The 13810-nt window shown below is 63.1% G+C and carries 11 protein-coding genes and 4 tRNA genes; 4 read left to right on the forward strand and 11 right to left on the reverse strand.

Features of this window, described 5'->3' with window-relative positions:
• Positions 1–8: 8 nt before the first annotated feature.
• The 5 genes from ACPDZI_RS19160 to plsY form a co-directional block, all read right to left on the reverse strand.
• Positions 9–84, reverse strand: a tRNA-Asn gene (locus tag ACPDZI_RS19160).
• A 45-nt stretch (positions 85–129) separates the two neighbouring features.
• A tRNA-Phe gene (locus ACPDZI_RS19165) sits at positions 130–205 on the reverse strand.
• 3 nt (positions 206–208) lie between these two features.
• Positions 209–284: transfer RNA gene (locus ACPDZI_RS19170), tRNA-Thr, on the reverse strand.
• 52 nt (positions 285–336) lie between these two features.
• Positions 337–412: transfer RNA gene (locus tag ACPDZI_RS19175), tRNA-Phe, on the reverse strand.
• A gap of 47 nt (positions 413–459) precedes the next feature.
• Positions 460–1122: a glycerol-3-phosphate 1-O-acyltransferase PlsY gene (gene plsY / locus ACPDZI_RS19180; RefSeq protein ID WP_016352149.1), complete on the reverse strand. Its 663-nt coding sequence runs from the start codon at positions 1120–1122 to the stop codon at positions 460–462.
• A gap of 176 nt (positions 1123–1298) precedes the next feature.
• Here plsY and folB point away from each other — a divergent pair, with 176 nt between their 5' ends.
• From folB to ACPDZI_RS19195, 3 genes are all read left to right on the forward strand, one after another.
• A complete protein-coding gene (folB, locus tag ACPDZI_RS19185; RefSeq protein ID WP_011707547.1) occupies positions 1299–1670 on the forward strand; it encodes a dihydroneopterin aldolase in 372 nt (123 codons plus the stop codon).
• Positions 1670–2179 (forward strand): 2-amino-4-hydroxy-6-hydroxymethyldihydropteridine diphosphokinase, encoded by a 510-nt coding sequence (gene folK, locus ACPDZI_RS19190; protein WP_438833630.1) that lies wholly within the window; start codon positions 1670–1672, stop codon positions 2177–2179. The genes folB and folK overlap by 1 nt, the downstream gene beginning before the upstream one ends.
• Positions 2180–2300: 121 nt before the next feature.
• The gene (locus ACPDZI_RS19195; RefSeq protein ID WP_017409457.1) at positions 2301–2783 is read left to right on the forward strand and encodes a YbaK/EbsC family protein; all 483 of its coding nucleotides are present in this window, start codon (positions 2301–2303) and stop codon (positions 2781–2783) included.
• 9 nt (positions 2784–2792) lie between these two features.
• Here the strand turns inward: ACPDZI_RS19195 and mdtD are convergent, their stop codons facing one another.
• The 4 genes from mdtD to ACPDZI_RS19215 form a co-directional block, all read right to left on the reverse strand.
• Positions 2793–4181, reverse strand: coding sequence for a multidrug transporter subunit MdtD (gene mdtD / locus ACPDZI_RS19200; RefSeq protein ID WP_029302083.1), 1389 nt, complete (start codon positions 4179–4181; stop codon positions 2793–2795).
• A gap of 61 nt (positions 4182–4242) precedes the next feature.
• Complete coding sequence (locus tag ACPDZI_RS19205) at positions 4243–5370, reverse strand: CobW family GTP-binding protein (RefSeq protein WP_323878148.1); 1128 nt, start codon at positions 5368–5370, stop codon at positions 4243–4245.
• Positions 5371–5441: 71 nt separating this feature from the next.
• Entirely contained in the window at positions 5442–6836 is a 1395-nt protein-coding gene (locus ACPDZI_RS19210) for a D-arabinono-1,4-lactone oxidase (protein ID WP_438833631.1), read from the reverse strand.
• Positions 6837–6959: 123 nt separating this feature from the next.
• Positions 6960–7577, reverse strand: coding sequence for a LysE family translocator (locus tag ACPDZI_RS19215; protein WP_438833632.1), 618 nt, complete (start codon positions 7575–7577; stop codon positions 6960–6962).
• 76 nt (positions 7578–7653) lie between these two features.
• Here ACPDZI_RS19215 and ACPDZI_RS19220 point away from each other — a divergent pair, with 76 nt between their 5' ends.
• A complete protein-coding gene (locus ACPDZI_RS19220) occupies positions 7654–8562 on the forward strand; it encodes a LysR family transcriptional regulator (RefSeq protein ID WP_438833633.1) in 909 nt (302 codons plus the stop codon).
• A gap of 154 nt (positions 8563–8716) precedes the next feature.
• Here ACPDZI_RS19220 and acnB read toward each other — a convergent pair whose 3' ends face one another.
• Positions 8717–11314 carry a bifunctional aconitate hydratase 2/2-methylisocitrate dehydratase gene (acnB, locus tag ACPDZI_RS19225; protein ID WP_438833634.1) on the reverse strand — a complete coding sequence of 866 codons (2598 nt, stop codon included), beginning with the start codon at positions 11312–11314 and terminating at the stop codon, positions 8717–8719.
• 228 nt (positions 11315–11542) lie between these two features.
• Positions 11543–13801, reverse strand: a complete 2259-nt coding sequence (locus ACPDZI_RS19230; RefSeq protein WP_207137474.1) for a patatin-like phospholipase family protein — start codon at positions 13799–13801, stop codon at positions 11543–11545.
• Positions 13802–13810: the final 9 nt, after the last annotated feature.

The raw sequence follows: 13810 nt of genomic DNA on the forward strand, positions 1-13810 counted from the left end.
TTTTGAATTGGCTCCTCCTACTGGACTTGAACCAGTGACATACGGATTAACAGTCCGCCGTTCTACCGACTGAACTAAGGAGGAATTGTACTTTGGAGACTAGATATCGCTATCTCATCGCCTTTATTGTGGTGCCCAGAGACGGAATCGAACCGCCGACACGGGGATTTTCAATCCCCTGCTCTACCGACTGAGCTATCTGGGCAAATGGTGCCGGCTACCGGAATCGAACTGGTGACCTACTGATTACAAGTCAGTTGCTCTACCTACTGAGCTAAGCCGGCACACTTTAAACCATTGTGCATGAACAAGTTTTTATTTCATGGCACCAAAATTTGGTGCCCAGAGACGGAATCGAACCGCCGACACGGGGATTTTCAATCCCCTGCTCTACCGACTGAGCTATCTGGGCGTGGGCGCTATTAAACGGATTTTAAGGCAGGTGGTCAACGGGAAATTTCACTTTTTGTCTCGTTCGTCTCTTTTTTGCTCAGGATCATCCATTTCCAGCACTTCTTCCTGCTCGGCGCGGTTCTGGCGGCCCCAGACTCTGGGTTCCTCCCCCTTCAGCAGGCGAGCAATGTTCTCGTGATGGCGGATCAGAATGAGGCAGGAGAGCAACGACACCGGCAACGTGTATTCCGGCTTGAGCAGGTAGGTAAAGAGCGGGGTCAGCAACACGGTAATGATGGAGGCCAGCGACGAATAGCCGCTCACCAGCAGCACCAGCAGCCAGGTGCCGATCACTGCCCCCCCCATGGTGAAGCCGATGGGCATCATGGTGCCGAGCGCCGTGGCCACTCCCTTGCCGCCACGAAAGTGGAAGAAGATGGGGTACATGTGGCCGAGACAGGCAGCCACCCCGATAAAGCCGAGGTAGACGGGTTTGATCTGCAGATACCAGGCGAGGTAGACGGGAGCCGTGCCCTTGAGCACATCGAGCAGCAACACCACCACGGCCGCCAGCCGACCACCGAGGCGCAGCACATTGGTGGCCCCCGGGTTGTGGGAGCCGTGATCACGGGGATCCGGCAGACCCGTGATGCGGGAAACCAGCACCGCACTGGACAGCGAGCCGCCCAGGTAGGCCAGAATAATCATCAAAATCGTCAGGGCCGTCATCTTGGTCGTTTTTACCACGATATGAATGGGGTATGATGCGGGCCACATTCTCTGGCGCCGACGTGGGGTTGCCCAACTCGTGTCGCCCAAACCGGCCGCCGGCACTCATCCGCTGGCCAGGCCTGCATCCCTGCGCTGTCATCACAGCCCATCAAGAGTAAAGAAGAAGTACTGTCATGGACAAGGTGTTTATTCGCGGACTCGAGGTTTTGACCACTATCGGTGTATACGAGTGGGAGAAAGGCATTCGCCAGAAGCTCTGTTTCGACCTCGAGATGGGGTTCGACAACCGCCCCGCCGCCGCAACCGACGATATCAAGCTGGCACTGGATTACGCCACCCTCTCTCGCAAGATCTGTGATCACGCCTCCAGCAAGGTGGTGGAGCTGGTCGAAACCATGGCCGAACAGGTCGCCATGCTGGTGCTGGCCGACGAACGGGTACAGTGGGTCAAGGTCACCCTGACCAAACCAGGCGCCGTCCCCAATGCCGCCGGTGTCGGCGTCGAAATCCTGCGTCACCGCACCCCGGCCGCGAGCGCCAACTGATGACCCGCATCTATATCAGCCTGGGATCCAACATCGAGCGGGAACGCCATATCCGCGCCGGCCTCGATGCGCTGCAGGCCGAGTTTGGTGAACTGCAGGTCTCCCGGGTGTTCGAGAGCGAGGCGGTGGGCTTCAACGGCCGCCCCTTCTACAACCTGGTGGTGAGCGCCGATACCGAGCTGCCGCTGGCGACCCTGTGCCAGCGACTGCGCGCCATGGAGTTTGCCCACGGCCGCGAGCCGGATGCCAAGAAGTTCGCCCCACGCACCCTGGATCTCGATCTGCTGCTCTATGGCGAGCTGGTCTGCGAGACGCCGCTGGTGCTGCCGCGTGGCGAGATCCTCAGCAACGCCTTCGTGCTCTGGCCGCTGGCCGAACTGGCCCCCACCCTGCGCCATCCGCTGGATGGGCGAACTCTCGGTGAGCTGTGGGAGAGTTACGACAAGGCCTCCCAACGGCTCTGCCCCATCCCCTTTCACTGGGCAGCGGGCGAATTGCAGCACCACTGAACGACAAGGGCACCTCGCGGTGCCCTTGTCGTTGATGGACGGAGCTGATAACGGATAAGAAACCGTGATTGGGCCTGCGCCGGTGCAAGTGGCAGGATGGCCGCCATCACAGGAGAACCCCATGCCACTCGATACCATTCACGACTTCAACTGCCGGCTGCTGGCCGGGCTGCCCCACCAGCGCTTCGAGCACGAACCCATTCTCGATTACGCCACCGATGAAAAGGTGAGAGCACGCCTCGGCTGGCAGGCCGAATTCAGCAAGACCCTGTTTCTCAAGTTCAAGGATGGCCGCTTCGCCCTGCTGCTGACCCACAGGGACGGCCGGCTCGACAACAAGGCGGTCAAGGCGGCGCTCGGCGCCAAGCCCTCCATCTGCACCGCCGACGAGATGCAGGCGGAGATCGGTTGCCTGCCGGGCGCGGTCTGCCCCTTCCTGCCCCGCGCCGACATCCCGCTGCTGGTGGATCCCGTGCTCATGACCCACCACGCCTTTACCTGGACGCCGGGCCACCCCGAGCAGACCTTCCTGCTGGAAACCGCCCACCTGGCCGGGCTGCTGACCCAGCTGCCCTGCCAGGTGAGCTACCTGCCAGCCCCCTGAGCCTGCGGCTCAGCGCTTGTCCCGTGCCAGCTGGGCGAAGATCAGCGCCGCCAGCATCGACATCAGGCCGATGCAGAGATAGGTGAGGTGAAAACCGCCCAGCCACTGGCCATCCGCCGCCGATGAGCCGGCAGAGAAGAGCCCCAGCAGGCTGGCGGCGATGGCCACCCCCAGGCTCATGGAGAGCTGCATCACCACCGACAGCAGGCCGTTGCCGCTGCTGGCGAACTCCGGGCTGAGATCCTGCAGGGTCAGGGTATTCATGGCGGAGAACTGCAGCGAGTTGATGGCGCCGAACACCATCAACCAGCCCAGCAGCACCCCGTAGGGGAGCTGGTTGTCGATGAGGGAGAAGCTGGCGATCATCACCCCGAGCGCCAGGGTGTTGCCGATCAGGATGCGGCGATAACCGATGCGCGGAATGAGCTTGTTCACCAGCGTCTTGGTCAGCATGGCCCCCAGCACGGTGGGGATCATGGTCATCCCCGCCTTGCTCGGCGAGAAGCCGAGCCCCAGTTGCAGGAACAGCGGGGTGAGAAACGGCATGGCGCCGCTGCCGAGGCGGGCAAACAGGTTGCCCCAGATACCGATGGCGAAGGTGCTGGTCTTGAACAGTCCCAACCCGAACAGCGGCTCCTCGGCATTGGCGGCGTAGAGCCAGTAGCTCGCCATGGCGGCCAGCCCGAACAGCAGAGCAAACAGCGCCCAGCCGGTGGAGATGCTGTGCTCCCCCAGCCCCTGCAGGCCCACCGACACCAGCACCATGCCGGCGCTGAACATCACGAATCCCTGCCAGTCGAACTTGGCCGTGCTCTGGCGCAAGTCCGGCATGAAGTACCAGCTGGCGATAAAGCCGAGCAACCCCACCGGCAGGTTGATGAGAAACACCCAGTGCCAGCTCGCCACTTCCACCAGCCAGCCCCCCAGTGCCGGGCCGATCAGTGGCCCCACCAGGCCGGGAATGGTGACGAACGACATCACCCGCAGCAGCTCGTGCTTGCTGTAGACCCGCAGTACCGCCAGCCTGCCCACCGGCATCAGCAGGGCACCACCAATCCCCTGCAGCACCCGCGCTGCCACCAGCAGCGGCAGGGAGTTGGCGGCCGCGCAGGCCAGGGAGCCCAGAGTAAACAGCAGGATGGCAGCCAGATAGATGCGGCGGGTGCCGAATCGGTCCGCCAGCCAGCCGGAGGCAGGAATGAGCAGCGCCACCGTCAGCATGTAGGCGATGATCACCGACTGCATCTGCAGCGGGCTCTCACCCAGGGTCTCGGCCATGCTCGGCAGGGCAGTGTTGAGGATGGTGCCATCCAGCGTCTGCATGAAGAAACCGACCGCCGTGAGCGGCGGCAGCCATTTGCGCTGGGCAGGGGTCACCATGTGTGTGCTATCGGGCATCTGCAGCCACCTCCTCTTCAGACAAAAAAAGACCCGCACAAGCGCGGGTCATCTCATTACATCAGGCATCAGGCTGGCCGAGCATGGCTCTGAGCTGCTCTTCCAGGCTGGGCTCGGGCGCCTTGAGCGTATCAAGGAACAACCGCTCTATGCCCGCCTTGTCCTGACTTTTCACGATGAACACCAGCCGGGACTGGGCCTTGCCTTCCGGCCACTCCCCCAGCGCCTGCAGCGGATAGAGCTGGCCGTGGACGCCGTGGATCACCACCGGCTGGCTCTCTCCTTCCAGCTGCAAGATGCCCTTGAGCCGCAGCAGAGCATCGCCGTATTGCGCCTGCACCGCGTCGATGGCGGCCAGCAGGCGGGAGGGCTTGAGCGGCTCGCCGATGCGCAGGGAGAAACTCTCTATGTTGCCGTGCTCGAAATGAGTCGGCGCCGCCGTGCCCACCTTGGCGGCGAACGGCTTCATCTTCGGCTGCATCGGCGAGGCCAGCCCCTGTTTCGGGGATTCTGTGCGCAGCCAGGCCAGCAGCTGGCGCACGTCGCGCCCGGCCGCCTCGTTGTAGGCACCCAGCTTCTCCAGCACCGCAGGCGACAGCACCCCGTTGCTGACCCGCTCGATGGGGGCCGCCGGATTGAGGGCCGCCAGCTGGGCTTCGACCCGTGCCAGCGTCTCTTCATCCACCAGGTCGCCCTTGCTCACTACCAGCAGATCCGCCAGCGCCACCTGTTTCACCGCTTCATACTGAGCCGCCAGCTGTTGCTCGATATGGCCGGCATCCACCACGGTGACGGTGCCGTCGAAGCGGTAACGCTGGGCGATAAAGCCCTCCTCCCTCAACGTGAACAGCACGGGGGCCGGATCGGCGAGGCCTGTGGTCTCGATGATGAGTCGCTTGAACGGTTTGATCTTGCGCTGGATGGCCTTCATAAACAGCCCCTGCAGCGCCTCCACCAGGGAGCCCTGCACCGAGCAGCAGATGCAGCCGGAATCGAGCAGCACCACCTGCTCGTCCACCTGCTGCACCAGGTGGTGATCCAGCCCCACCGAGCCGAACTCGTTGATCAGCACAGCGCACTCGCCGAGCTCCGGCTGCTTGACCCAGTGGTTGAGCAAGGTGGTCTTGCCGCTGCCGAGAAAGCCGGTCAGCAGGGTCACGGGGATACGCGTATCTTGCATGTCCGTCATAGGGATGACTCCCCTCTGGTCGGCAGGATGATGAGTAAGCGAGTGTCTTGCATATCGGTCATGTTAGATCCTTACCGGTTGGCAAACAGGTCGGCGAGCCAGCGGTTTTCAAAGCGGCCGTGGGGGTCGAGCTCGCCCTTGAGGGCCAGGAAGTCGTGCCAGCGCGGCAGCAGGGACGGGAAGTCGTAGAGATCCATCGCCAGATGCTTGCCGAAGTGCGGGATCCCACCGAGCGGCACCAGCAGTTGCTGCAGCTCGCGCATCTGCTCCATGGAGCCGTTGACGAAGGTGCCGTCCGCCGCCAGATAGACCAGGAACCCGATCCAGCACACCGACTGATCATAGGCGGCGCTGAGCCAGGCCTTGGAGGGTCCGGTGCAGCGCAGGATAAAGGGATAGTGCAGCACGCCCGGATTGGCCTGCTGCCACGCCTGCAGGGTCTCCAGCGCCTCGTTCATTCGATGCAGCGGCACCGCCACTTCGCAGTTGATCTGGGGCGCCGGGATCCCCTTGCAGAGGATCTGGTAGACGTTGCCCACCAGATCGGAGGCATCCTTGAAGCGGCGCACCGTCTCGAAGTGCTCGCCGGCCAGCGCCTCATCCTTGGTGTCCTTGGCCATCTTCTGCAGAGTCGCATCTATGGTGGCATTCATGCGGGCGTCGATGTCGCCCTCCAGCAACAACGGCTCGCTGCCACCGGCCCGATAGCGGGCCACCTCCTCCTCGGAGGCCGGGTCCACCAGCCAGATGTGGCTCTCGCCGGTCCAGGCAAACCACCAGCTCTTCACGAAGGCGTGCTCGCGGTTGAGCCGCTCGTTGTGCTTCAAGAGGAAGGGGTAATCGGTGGTGAACTTGGTACAGCGCATGATGCGGTTCGGCACGGTCTGCAGGGTGACATCGAGCAGGATGCCGAGCATCCCCATCCCCATCACGAAGGCGCCGAAGCGCGGATCGGTGCGATCCACCCGGATGATGTCGCCATTGGCCAGCATCACGGTCAGGGCCGCCACCGCATCGCAGAGGGCGGACTGGTGCAGCCCCTGGCCGTGAGTGCCGGTGCTGAGGGCGCCGCCCAGGGTCTGGATGCCGATGACGCCCGGGGAAGCCGGCAACATCCGCTCCATGGCGATGAGATCGGCGTAGACGGTGTCAAGCGGGGTGCCCGCCTGGTAGGTGACGGTGTCGGCGGTCTGCGCCAACTGGCCACGCAGGTGGTGCAAGTCCACCAGCAGCGCCTGGCTGCCCTCGGCATAGACGCTGTGGATGGGTTCGAAGGAGAGGCCGGAGCCGATGAGGCGCAGCTTGCGCTCGGGGTTTTCCCGCAGCAGTTGCTGCAGTTCGTCGCGATTCTTTGGACGCCACACCTGCTCCAGTGCGCCGAGCGGATTGGTCCTGGACCAGTTGAACAGCACCTCCCGCTGACCTATCGCCTTGATGCTGTGAAATGCCTGGAACCTGACCGTCATACCGCCCCTCATCTTTATTGACGTCAAAATGAGCGCCAATTCTACCGAAAAGCGGACCACAAGGCATGAAAAACAAGCCCCTACAGTCGGGGGTGAATAGGGGAGAGCGCCTCTCCCCTCGCCTCAGCGCGTCTGCTGGGTCAGTGCCAGCAGCATGCCGAATCCCACCAGCAACCCGCCAAACACCCGATCAATCCAGTGGCGCACCGCCAGCAGCCGACCCCGCACCGAGTCGGTGGAGAAGAAGATCGCCACCGCGCTGAACCAGACGGCATGGGCCAGCACGATGAAGGCGCCGTAACCGAGCTGGACCGCCAGCGGCGTCTGCGGCTGCACCACCTGCATGAACAGGCTGACGATGAAGATGGTGGTCTTGGGGTTGAGCACATTGGTCAGAAAACCGGTGCGCAGCGCCCCCAGGCTGGAGAGGGCGGGCTGCTCGGCCAGCACCTCGGCATTCGCCGGCTTGGCCCGCAGCATCTTGATGCCGAGGAAGATGAGGTAGGAGGCCCCCGCCAGCTTGATGAGATTGAACAACCAGAGCGACTGCTGGATCAGCAGCCCCACCCCGAGCAGGGTGTAGGTGACGTGCACGCAGACCCCGGCGCCGATGCCGAGCGCCGTCAGCACCCCGCTGCGACGCGAGAGCAGCAGGCTGTTGCGCGACACCATGGCGAAGTCGGGCCCCGGGCTGATGACGGCAAAGAAGGTAATGGCCACTACGGCTAACAGTTCGGTCATGAAAATAGTCCTGTTCAGATGAGATATCGGCTATTTTATTTGGCCATAACACCAATAACGAACGATAACTTCTGACATGAACGGTGAGAATGATTCACAGAAAAGCCTGTCGCTGCCGGCTCTGACCGCCCTGCGCTGTTTCGAGGTGGCAGCCCGCACCGAGCACTTCAGCCGCGCCGCCGACGAGTTGCACCTCACCCACGGTGCGGTCAGCCGGGCGGTACGACTGCTGGAGGAAGATCTCGGGGTCATGCTGTTCGAGCGGCGCCAGCGCCGGGTCTTTCTGACCGAGGCGGGCGAGCGGCTCTATCGGGCGGTCAGGGAGGGGCTGGGCGGCATTCGCCAGACGGCGCAGGCGCTGCGCCGGCAGGGGCGGCCGACGTCGCTGGTCATCTCCTGCGAGCCGACCCTGCTGATGCGTTGGCTGATCCCGCGCTGGCCTGCCTTCCAGGCCCAGCATCCCGAGCTGGACGTGCACCTGATGGCCGGTGGCGGCGCCCTCAGCTTCGGCAGCGGCATCGATCTCGCCATCCGGCGCAACGACTTCCAGTGGCCCGCCGAACTCTACAGCCAGCCGCTGTTCGAGGAGCTGACCGGGCCGGTCTGCCAACCGGGCAAGGTGGCACAGTTTTTCGAGACGGGAACCAACGGCCCGGCCCTGCGCCCTGGCGCCCCCCGCCTGCACACCAAGACCCGGCCGGGAGCCTGGCAGGAGTGGTTGCAGCACGCCGGCCAGTTTGCCGGCGAGGAGGCGCCGGGGCAGACCTTCGAGCACTTCTATTTCAGCCTGCAGGCGGCAGTCGCCGGGCTGGGGGTCGCCATCGGCCCCTACCGGCAGGTGTGCGACGACATCGAGGCCGGTCTGCTGGTGGCGCCGCTCGGCTTTTGCCCAGACGGCACCGGCTACCACCTGCTCGCCCCCGCCCCGCCCGCTCCCGGCAGTGCCCACGCCAGACTGGCAGAGTGGCTACAATCCCTCACCTGATGGCTCAGGCAGAAGCCAGCTGCACCGTGCGGTCAACCTCAGGCTGGGCCAATGCAGCCTGAAAGTCGCGCAGCGGCAGCGGACGGCCAAACAAAAGCCCCAGCACGGGCCGGGGCTTTGCATCAGCACGGGAGCGCCATGGCGGCGCCGACCCTTATACCGCTTGCTGCAGGATCACCGCATCGGCCTTCTTGGTGTAGGAGGCGATCTCGTTGAAGTTGAGGTAGCGATAGGTGTCGGCCGCAGTGGCGTCCAGGGTCTTGGCGTACTGCAGGTACTCGGCCACGGTCGGGATCTTGCCGATGATGGCGGCAACCGCAGCCAGCTCGGCAGAAGCCAGATAGACGTTGGCACCCTTGCCCAGGCGGTTCGGGAAGTTGCGGGTGGAGGTGGAGACCACGGAGGCCCCTTCCGCTACCCGCGCCTGGTTGCCCATGCAGAGGGAGCAGCCCGGAATCTCGATGCGGGCACCGACCCGACCAAAGATGCCGTAGTAGCCCTCTTCGGTCAGCTGATCCTTGTCCATCTTGGTGGGCGGCGCGATCCACATGCGGGTCGGCAGCTCGCCCTGGTACTTCTCGAGCAGTTTGCCGGCGGCGCGGAAGTGGCCGATGTTGGTCATGCAGGAACCGATGAACACCTCGTCGATCTTGTCACCAGCCACGTCGCTCAGCAGACGGGCATCGTCCGGATCGTTCGGCGCGCACAGGATCGGCTCCTTGATGGTGGCCAGATCGATCTCGATGATCTCGGCGTACTCGGCGTCCTTGTCCGCTTCCATCAGTACCGGGTTGGCCAGCCACTCTTCCATCCCCTTGATGCGGCGGGTGATGGTACGCACGTCGCCGTAGCCTTCGGAGAGCATCCACTTCAGCATCACGATGTTGGACTTCAGATACTCGATGATCGGCTCTTTATCCAGCTTGATGGTGCAACCGGCGGCAGAGCGCTCGGCGCTGGCGTCCGCCAGTTCGAACGCCTGCTCCACTTTCAGGGTCGGCAGACCTTCGATCTCGAGGATGCGGCCGGAGAAGATGTTCTTCTTGCCCGCTTTCTCGACGGTCAGCAGCCCTTTCTGGATGGCGGCGTAGGGGATGGCATGGACCAGGTCACGCAGGGTGATGCCCGGTTGCAGCTCGCCCTTGAAGCGCACCAGCACGGATTCCGGCATGTCCAGCGGCATCACGCCGGTGGCGGCGGCGAAGGCCACCAGACCGGAGCCCGCCGGGAAGGAGATGCCGATGGGGAAACGGGTGTGGGAGTCACCACCGGTACCCACGGTATCCGGCAGCAGCATGCGGTTCAGCCAGGAGTGGATGACACCGTCACCCGGACGCAGAGAGACACCGCCGCGGTTCATGATGAAGTCCGGCAGGGTATGGTGAGTCTGTACGTCGATGGGCTTGGGATAGGCTGCGGTGTGGCAGAAGGACTGCATGGTCAGATCGGCGGAGAAGCCGAGGCAGGCCAGATCTTTCAGCTCGTCGCGGGTCATCGGGCCCGTGGTGTCCTGGGAGCCGACCGTGGTCATCTTGGGCTCGCAGTAGGTGCCGGGGCGAATGCCCTTCACGCCGCACGCCTTGCCCACCATCTTCTGGGCCAGGGTAAAGCCGTTGCCGGTATCGGCCACCGGCTGCGGACGGCGGAACACGGTGGAGAACGGCAGACCCAGCGCTTCGCGGGCCTTGTCGGTCAGGCCGCGGCCGATGATCAGCGGAATACGGCCACCGGCGCGCACTTCGTCGATCAGCACGTCGGTTTTCAGTTCAAACTGCGCCAGCACCTGGTCGGTGCCGTGCTTGCAGATCTTGCCGGCAAACGGGTAGATGTCGATCACATCGCCCATTTCCAGCTTGGAGACGTCCACTTCGATGGGCAGAGCGCCGGCATCTTCCATGGTGTTGAAGAAGATCGGGGCAATCTTGCCGCCGAGGCAGACACCGCCGGCGCGCTTGTTCGGCACGTGCGGAATGTCGTCGCCCATGAACCAGAGCACCGAGTTGGTGGCGGATTTGCGGGAAGAGCCGGTACCGACCACGTCACCCACGTAAGCCAGCGGGAAACCTTTCTCTTTCAGGGCATCGATGGTCTTGATGGGGCCGATGACGCCATCCTTGTCCGGGGTGATGCCGGGACGGGCGTTCTTCAGCATGGCCAGCGCGTGCAGCGGAATGTCCGGACGGGACCAGGCGTCCGGCGCCGGCGACAAGTCGTCGGTGTTGGTTTCGCCGGTCACCTTGAACACGGTGACAGTGATCTTCTCGGCCAGTTCGGGACGGGAGAGGAACCACTCGGCGTCGGCCCAGGATTGCATCACCTGCTTGGCATGGGCATTGCCCGCCTTGGCCTTCTCTTCTACGTCGTGGAAGGAGTCAAACATCAGCAGGGTGTGGGAGAGACCCTTGGCGGCAAGAGGAGCCAGGGTCGCATTGTCCAGCAGGTCAATCAGCGGCTGAATGTTGTAACCACCCTGCATGGTGCCCAGCAGCTCGACGGCTTCGGCAGCGCTCAGGATGGGAGAGTGGGCTTCGCCCTTGGCGACGGCGGTGAGGAAGCCGGCTTTGACATAGGCCGCTTCATCAACACCAGGGGGAATACGGGAGGACAACAGCTCTTTCAGAAAGTCTTGTTCGCCGGCGGGCGGGTTCTTCAGCAGCTCAACCAGGGCGGCGACCTGCTCTGCGTCCAGAGGTTTGGCAACCACGCCTTCGGCGGCACGTTCTGCGACGTGTTTACGGTATGTTTCAAGCACGACTAATTCCTCTTTGGTCTTTTTTTGGGGTTCGCCCACGCTCGCGGCGATCGTCCTTGCGGGACACCCGTAGGGTGCCCCCCACTATATAAGTTTTAACGACTAATTAAAATCCAAAGCCTGTGCACATATTCATCAAAACAACATAACCATCTAAAGTTGCTGATGTTTTACAAGCAGATAAATGGCACACCAAAAATAAGTTAACAAAAAGGCATCATTTGACCGTTATTCGAATGTGCTGCCCAATTGCAGATAGAACATGTCGTTGCCCCCCTCCGCCATGCCGTAGCCGAGGAAGATGGGGCCGAGGAAGCTCTCCACCCCCACGTAGACGGAACCGGCGGTGAAGGAGCTCTCCATGCTGATGTCTTCGCCCTTGTCCCACACCCCGCCTTGCTCGAGGGAGCCCCCCAGATAAAGCGGCGCCCGCAGCGCACCGAAGTCGTTGTCCGCCACCCGGTAGATGTAGCGCAGCCCGCCAAACAGGCTGTAACGACCGCTCAGCTGATAGCGCTGAAAGCCCGACATGCGGAACAAGCCGCCCAGATCCTGCACGAACAGCGGCAGCTCTTCCTGGGAGGTGGAGCCCCCGCCCTCCAGCAGCAGGTTGAGGCTGTGCCTGTCCCAGGACCAAGGCTTGACCATCGCCAGGTGGTAGTTGACCCCCTCATAACGGTCATTGATCGTGTCGTTGTCATCCAACCGGACGGCGGAGTATCCCCCCTTGATGTCCCAGTAGGCGCCCTGATAGGGGAAGTAGCGGCTATCGAGGGTATCGTGTTCGAAGCGGACATAGGGGCCCCAGGAGGAGGCATCCACCTTGGCATTCGCTACGTTGCGCACGTCGATGTCGCCCACCTTCCCCTCCAGCCCGAGCGAGAGACGGCTCCAGGGCTGACGATTCCAGCCCACCGACAGATCGATGTTGGTAAAGTTGTACTCGGAGTCGACATAACTCACCGCATCCACCGCTCGCGTCTCCTCGGGAATGAAGATGCGGCGCTGGGTCTTGTCATAAGCCAGGCTCGCCTCACCGAAAAAGGTCTGGGAGGGCTCCAGCGGGGTGTAGAAGTCGGTCTTGAAGTGCTTGGCAGTACCGAGCGATGCCTCGGTCAGCCACTCGGCCCCCCAGTCGTTGACGTTGGTGAGGGTGTAGGACATGCCCACGTTGTAGTTGGAGCTGCTCTCGAAGTCATCGGAGAAACCGAACTGGAAGTTGAGGTAGCCCGGCCCCCAGTTCTTCTCGCTGGCGTTGACCACCAGCACGTTCTCGCCGCCCCGCTCCTCCACCTCGTAGGTGATGCGATCGAACGACTCCAGCGCATAGAGGCGGCGAATGCCCGCCTCCAGGCTCTCGTTGGTCTGGATCTTGTCGGGCCGCACTTTCAGCATGGCGCGTACCGTCTCGTCGGAGAGACGGGACTTGTTGATGATCTCCACCTTGTCGATGTAGTAGGCGGGCTGGCCGCTGCGCTCGGCACGCCGGCTCAGCTTCTGGTTGCGATAGGTGGCATAGGCGGCGGGCGAGAGAGAGAGCGCATCGAGCTGGGCCGAGGCGCGCCTGGCCACCTGTTCTCCTATCTTGATCCCCTCCGGCATCAGGGCGAAGTCGGCGATGCCCATGTTGCCGAATTCCGGGCTGAGCAGCACATCTTTGGGCCCCATCAGCGCCTTCTGCTTTTCGGTGCCGACCTGGGTCATGTAGGTGGTGAGCTGATCGATCATGGCCAGCCCCGACTTCAAGGACTCACGGGTGCGCAGCTTGGCGCTGATGTCCACCGCGATCACCACATCGGCCCCCATCGCCTTGGCCACGTCCACCGGCATGTTGTTGACGGTGCCGCCATCGGCCAGGATGTGTCCCTCCCAGTCCACCGGCTTGAGGGCGCCGGGAATGGACATGGACGCCTGCATCGCCTTGGCGAGGCTGCCGTGGTCCAGCACGAAGGGGGTCACCGTCTCCATGTCGGTGGCCATGGCACGGTAGGGAATGGGCAGATCGTCGAAGCTCTTCTGTACCGGCAGGTTGGAGGTGGCGTGGCGCAGCAGGCTGGCCATGGACTGGCCCTGGAAGAAGCCATCGGGGAACTGGACCGAGTCGCCATTGACGCCGATGTCGGTGCGCAGCTGATACTGCTCGCTCTGCTGCTTCTTGCGCAGGGAGAGCTCGTCGCGCCCCACCTTGTCCTGATAGCCCTTGTTCCAGTCGATGGCCAGGGTGGTGCGCTCCACCTCTTCGGCGCTGAGCCCCATGGCGTACATGCCCGCAACGTAGGAGCCCATGCTGGTGCCCACTATGATGTCGACCGGGATGCGCTTCTCTTCCAGCACCTTGAGGATGCCGATGTGGGCTGCCCCCTTGGCGCCGCCGCCGCTGAGCACCAGGGCAATTTTGGGCCGCTCGGACTGGGCCGCCGCCATCAGCGGCAGACAGGCCAGCAATATCAGGAACAGGGGGTTCCATCCTCGACGAAAGATGCGCATATGATTTTC

The organism is Aeromonas oralensis, assembly GCF_049665575.1.
In the GTDB taxonomy this organism is placed as follows: Bacteria; Pseudomonadota; Gammaproteobacteria; order Enterobacterales; family Aeromonadaceae; genus Aeromonas; species Aeromonas hydrophila.